This is a genomic window from Acaryochloris sp. IP29b_bin.148 (assembly GCF_028285565.1).
Taxonomy (GTDB): Bacteria; Cyanobacteriota; Cyanobacteriia; order Thermosynechococcales; family Thermosynechococcaceae; genus Acaryochloris.
The window spans coordinates 1-5,945 of the sequence record NZ_JANQOY010000077.1; the positions used below are offsets into that span (position 1 = coordinate 1).

Below are 5,945 nucleotides of genomic sequence, written 5' to 3' on the forward strand. Positions count from 1 at the left end.
CGTTTATCGATGGTATACACATCGAGGAGGACTCTAATTCAATAGATCGCGAGAAGGTCGCCTGATGCTCTCTCATACACCACATTTGACTATATCTCCGCAATGGATGTTCATGATGAAACTCAACATTTGCATTGATGATCTGACAGGGCAAGCAATTGCCGATTTGCTCCAGGAGCATTGGGATGAAATGCATTCGATCACGCCTCCTGAGAGTACTCATGCCCTTGATCTGGACGCGTTGCGTTTGCCCAATATTACATTTTGGTCAGCCTGGATAGGCAATGAATTGTGTGGATGTGGCGCGTTAAAGGAACTAGACGAGTCAACCGGGGAAATTAAATCCATGCGCACTGCAAAAGCGCATCGCGGTAAAGGCATTGCTTCCCAGATTCTGGAACATATAATCCAAGCAGCCAAAGAACGTAGCTACCAATGCCTGTATTTAGAAACAGGGTCTTTACCAGAGTTCTTGCCTGCACGGTCTTTGTACATCAAGTATGGATTTGAATATTGTGGTCCTTTTGATCAATATGTGGAAGACCCCAATAGCGTATTTATGTTAAAAGAAGTATAGCTAAACACAGCTATTGCATGTTTAGTCCCGTTAGATTACACAAGAAAGCTTTATATCAGCCTAGCAATTATCAAATTGCAGAGATTTGAGGAATGATGCGTGTTCATTTATTGACAACGCTGGAAAATTTTGACCTAATCATTTTAAGGAATCCACGCGAGGCCTTGCTGTTGAGTGCTTTCGCTGGTTTCTGTTTAATTTCTAGTATCTATTGGTCGCCATTTCTCGGAACTGTCTGTCGTCTTCGGTTGTTAAAGCAAAACCCTAACCAAACATATCCTAGTGCCTGGAAGCATTTTAAATCATTTGTACTAGCAGCGTGTCTCTTTGCTGCTTCATGTGCTGCTTTTTGGTTCCTAGTCAGTGAATTGGGTATTGTACCTGACGAGAGTCTTGTTTCTCTTGCTTCTGGTGATATTTCCTATGGGAGTGTGACGCAATTCTGTCTACTCTTGGGATTATTTCAGTTTTTGGATCACCTTATATTCCCCAAGGGGTTAGCTGGGTATCTATTCGACCAAAGCCTAAAACAGGGAAAATAAAGTAGCAGCAATAATTCGACTCGAAAATTCAGGTCGATATGTATTCAGAATTTCTCCCAATACAATAATTTTTGGCAAACAGTGCTTTCAAACTTTTAACATCAATTAGCTTGAATTTTCCTATTAGAAATCATGCACTTGATATGACATAGTCACGATCGAGGTTAAGAGGATGTATAAAAAGTCTCTTCTGACCAAGAAAGCTCTCTCGGTATAAGCTGTAATTTCGAATCAAACAGCACCCAGTGGGCGATGAGTAAAGCCTATAGTCGCCCCCTACTGACTGCTTAGCATCAGTATCTCAAAGCATTGTCCTGTACTTAACGCTAATTCGGGTTAAGTACATTTTTGAGGTCTTTCTATGGAAGAATGGAGGTTTCTGTTCACGCAGAAATAAGGGTTTTAGAGTATCCCAAACTCAGGTTACTTAGGAATTGGTATTATCAAGTGATTGTGGATTGAACGACTTAAAGAACACAGACTATAGAATAATAAAATATTAGTTGATAAAATAATAACAAGCAAATTACCAGATTTTTACCATCAATCACAATAGAAATTGAAGCGTCTGTGAGCATAATTACTAGCAATTTAGTTAAAAGACAAGCAAAATCATCTAATTTTTGGCAAGGCGCTACTCTCTATGAGCAGTGCATTTCAGCACGCTCAGATATTCTACGACAGTCGGACTTCTGGTATGCCTATGGCTATGAATTCTTAGGGATGGTCTATACGGTTTATCTACATAAGGTGCTTGAAAAAATAAATCAATATGGAATTGATCATGTAATGTTTGTAGCCCGTGAAGGCTACTTATTCCAGAGAGTATATGAAATTCTCAAGCACTATGTACCAACCCTAGTGAACCCTAACGTAACAACCCACTATGCCTATTTATCGCGGCAGTCTACGCTTTTAGCGTCAACACCGCAGTTGACTACACGAGAAATCATTTTTGCAGCAACATCTAATCGTTATCAAAAAGGACTCTGGAGCATTTTCAATCATTTAGGTCTACCGATAGAAAAGTTTCAGCCCTTTACAGAGAAATATGGCATCCCAATCAAGCAGCCCATTTCAGATTACTGGAACGATCCTAAGCTGCTCACCTTTCTGAGTGATATGGAGATGCAAGCAGAAGTTCGAAAGTACCACCAACAAGCCAGTGACAATCTGAGAACATATCTTGCACAGTGCCAATTCTGGGGCCTAAACCGTAAAGTTGCATTAGTCGATATCGGTTGGTCTGGAACGATTCAGGATAATTTAGTGAGAGCCTTTAACCATTTAGAAGACTTTCCACTCCTTCATGGTCTCTACTTTGGTCGTAAAGATAAACGAGCCTTTCTGAAGTATTCCAATTCTCTTTCCCACGGACTGATCTATGACTCTCGCAATAAAAACATCAATGCAGAAAGTATTGATATTTTTCCTGAAATCTTTGAACAGGCTGCAGGAGCGCCCCATGCTTCAACATTAGGTTATGAACAGATAGAAGGAAAAGTCCAGCCTATTTTTAAGTCCACTCAACAATACTCACGCCAGGTGGAGATGGCTAGCGATAAAGTTATCGCAGTGATGCAGCAAGGGATCTTAGACTTTGCTCATCAGTATGGTCAACTTTTGAGTGATCAAAGTTTTACGGCAGATCAATGTCATTCTTTTGTGCTGGCACTGATCACACGCCATATCTCTTTTCCCACCTATGAAGAGGCTCACCACATCGCAACTCAAATTGGGCAACAAGCTCAGGACAAAGGAGAAGATAAGGTTTGTAAGCTAGCAATAACGTCAGCAGAATTCTGGCCTGTTTTTCTGAAAGGAAATATCAAAAAAGTGCTCAATCTATTTAAGCAGTCTTCATGGAGAGCAGGCAGTTTTCGATTGCTACGCATACCTGGCTTAAACACAATCTACCAAATCAAAAGGTTTATATTCTTTTGATCAATACACTGACGTTAATCAGCACAATACAGCTTTCAACCTATTTCGATCTACCACTTCATAGATCTTACCTTGCTATAAAAAACATGATTGCTAAATCCAATAATCCTCCTGAACTTTTACATGCGCTTGACTGCCTCAAACGGCTATCAATCCTGCTAGAAACTGATCTAAAAGATGATATTCCTCAAATAGCGCTTATCTCACAATTGCAAATAAAATTACTGTCTGCGGTCGAAGACTATGAGCAGTTTTGCCAAAACGAGATCACAGCTGAGGATGCCTTAAGGAAGCAAGCAGACTTGCTTTGGTTCTGTAATCAATGTGAGTATTATTTGACAGATTCATCTGTCGCTAATCTTTCTCGAAGACACAATAGAGCAAGACGGCAGATTCAGATGGCTGTATTTTCCAGCATACGCTTTAAGCTTTATACACATATTCGCCGCTTACTTTTAGGTAAATCATCCACAGCTTTACCCTGGCGTGATCTTTTATTAGTTTTCAAACCTTGGAGGCTGAGATAGATAGCAAGATCTGTGTGAACAGCCATACCTGATCCATAAATCATCACAACGCGGCTGAATCTATGCTCAATCAGAGCTACGAGGGGAAAGTTCATGAAGTCTAAAACCTATGCCCGCTTTCCGACCATGAGCCACGACTTTACAACAGTCTTCACAATATGGAATTTCAACACTCCTTTTGGTTGGAGAATGATAGAAGCTGAAGCCTTCGGGGCAGCGATGCCAGACCATTTCAATCCACTTGACTCTACTCTAAAGCGCTTGAATCCACTCTCGGACTTCGTACTCGGTCCAAATGCCATTTTGCCAATACGGATCCGACTCCACCAACTTGCGCACGGTATCCTCATCTTCGGCGTCGTAGATGCCAAAGACCATTTTGATATCTTTGGTGGGGCCAATCGTAATCAGCGTTCCCGCTTCTTTTTGGGCATTGAGGCCATCTAAGTGAGCTTGGCGATAGGGAGCCCGCTTTTCTAGCACTCCATCGCAGTAGCTACCCCACATGACGTACTTCGGCATTTGCGCTTCCCTAAAACTCTGTGGTGATTATAGCGGTCAGACCGTCTCTTTCTGAGGCTATTTTGGTTGAACCTTCCCTAATTTCTGTACAATGCCCATCAGAACGTATGGGGGCATTGAATGGCACTTAGTGAGTTTCAGGTTTGCGATCGCGATCTCAGCGACGCCTTCCTCCAGGACTATCTCCAGGCGGATCGGATTGCAGTGGATACCGAAACCATGGGATTAAAGCCCCATCGAGATCGCCTTTGTCTGATACAGATTTGCAATCCTGAAGGCCAAGTTACCGTGGTGCGAATTGCCCAGGGACAAATGGATGCGCCCAACCTCAAGCAACTGATGGAAGCAGACAAAGTCCTAAAGGTCTTTCACTTTGCCCGCTTTGATATCGCTACGCTGCTGCATCACCTTGATATTGAAACCATGCCGATCTTCTGCACCAAAATCGCCAGTAAATTGGTGCGAACTTACAGCCCTCGTCATGGTCTGAAGGAGCTAGTCAGAGAGTTGGTGGGTGAAGAACTCGACAAGTCAGCCCAAAGCTCCGATTGGGGGAATGCGGAAAACCTCTCGGAAGATCAGCTGAACTATGCCTCGAATGATGTCCGCTATTTGCTATCGGCCCAAGCCACCCTTGTGAAGATGCTAGAGCGGGAAGAGCGCTTTGAGTTAGCGATGGCCTGCTTCCAGTGCCTACCCACCATCGTCACTCTTGACCTGATGCATTTTGACAATATTTTTGAGCATTAAGCCCTTGTGTATCTCCAGCAGCTTCACCTGATCCAATTTCGTAACTATATCGCCCAGCAGGTGGAGTTCTCTGCTCCCAAAACGATTTTGGTGGGGCCAAACGCCCAGGGAAAGTCCAACCTCTTAGAAGCGGTGGAACTGCTCTCAACCTTAAAATCTCATCGAGTCAGTCGCGATCGCGATTTGGTTAAAGATGGTGAATCTCTCAGTCAGGTAACGGCGACCCTTCAACGAGAGAGTGGCCCTCTCGATTTGAGCTTGACCCTGCGGGCTAATGGCCGTCGCACGGTTTCTGTGAACAGTGAAACGATTCGTCGCCAGCTCGATTTCCTCGGACACCTCAATATTGTCCAGTTTTCCAGCCTCGATATGGATTTGGTGCGGGGTGGGCCGGGAGAGCGACGGAATTGGCTAGATGCAGTGCTGGTGCAGTTGGAGCCCGTCTATGCTCATTTGCTGCAGCAATATCAGCAGGTCCTTAAGCAGCGCAATGCCTATCTGAAGCACCATCGTGCTGACGATGCGCCTCAGGTTGACCCCCAGCAACTTGTGCTTTGGAACCAGCAGTTAGCGGCGAGTGGTTCGCGGGTGATTCAGCGGCGTCAGCGGATGTTGATGCGGTTAGTCCCCCTGGCGGGCCACTGGCACCAAACCATTAGTGGTCACCAAGAACAGCTGGAAATTCTCTACACTCCTAACGTTAGCTATGACCCCCAATTTCCTGAGCAGCTCTACCCTCAGTTCCTTAGCCAACTGGAAGAGAAGTCGATGCTGGAGCAATTGCAAGGTCTATCCCTGGTCGGTCCCCATCGGGATGAAGTCACGTTGCTTATTAATGGCACCCCAGCTCGTCAGTACGGGTCGCAAGGCCAGCAACGCACGTTAGTTTTGGCCTTGAAGTTAGCGGAGCTGAAATTGATTGAAGAAGTGGTGGGTGAAGCTCCCTTACTGCTCCTAGATGATGTGTTAGCGGAGCTAGATCTCAATCGGCAAAACCAGCTTTTAGATGCGATTCAGACTCGCTTTCAAACCCTGATTACGACCACCCATTTAGGTGCTTTTGATGCTAAATGGCTAGACTCT

7 protein-coding genes are annotated in these 5,945 nt (G+C 44.4%); 6 read left to right on the top strand and 1 reads right to left on the bottom strand.

Annotated features, from left to right (window positions below):
• Positions 1–112 precede the first annotated feature (112 nt).
• The 4 genes from Q0986_RS06940 (at position 113) to Q0986_RS06955 (ending at position 3,590) form a co-directional block, all read left to right on the top strand.
• Positions 113–577, top strand: coding sequence for a GNAT family N-acetyltransferase (locus tag Q0986_RS06940; protein ID WP_366918536.1), 465 nt, complete (start codon positions 113–115; stop codon positions 575–577).
• 92 nt (positions 578–669) lie between these two features.
• Complete coding sequence (locus tag Q0986_RS06945; RefSeq protein ID WP_299406688.1) at positions 670–1,119, top strand: hypothetical protein; 450 nt, start codon at positions 670–672, stop codon at positions 1,117–1,119.
• Between the two features lie 570 nt (positions 1,120–1,689).
• A complete protein-coding gene (locus Q0986_RS06950; protein ID WP_299406692.1) occupies positions 1,690–3,063 on the top strand; it encodes a hypothetical protein in 1,374 nt (457 codons plus the stop codon).
• An 86-nt stretch (positions 3,064–3,149) separates the two neighbouring features.
• Positions 3,150–3,590: a hypothetical protein gene (locus tag Q0986_RS06955; protein WP_299406696.1), complete on the top strand. Its 441-nt coding sequence runs from the start codon at positions 3,150–3,152 to the stop codon at positions 3,588–3,590.
• A 252-nt stretch (positions 3,591–3,842) separates the two neighbouring features.
• Here the strand turns inward: Q0986_RS06955 and Q0986_RS06960 are convergent, their stop codons facing one another.
• A complete protein-coding gene (locus tag Q0986_RS06960) occupies positions 3,843–4,112 on the bottom strand; it encodes a YciI family protein (protein ID WP_299406701.1) in 270 nt (89 codons plus the stop codon).
• Between the two features lie 120 nt (positions 4,113–4,232).
• On the opposite strand from Q0986_RS06960, the gene Q0986_RS06965 reads away from it, so the two are divergent.
• On the top strand, positions 4,233–4,862 hold the full coding sequence (locus Q0986_RS06965; protein ID WP_299406705.1) for a ribonuclease H-like domain-containing protein: 630 nt from the start codon (positions 4,233–4,235) through the stop codon (positions 4,860–4,862).
• A 6-nt stretch (positions 4,863–4,868) separates the two neighbouring features.
• Positions 4,869–5,945 (top strand): DNA replication/repair protein RecF (recF, locus tag Q0986_RS06970; protein ID WP_299406709.1); only part of this gene is annotated, 1,077 nt, incomplete at its 3' end.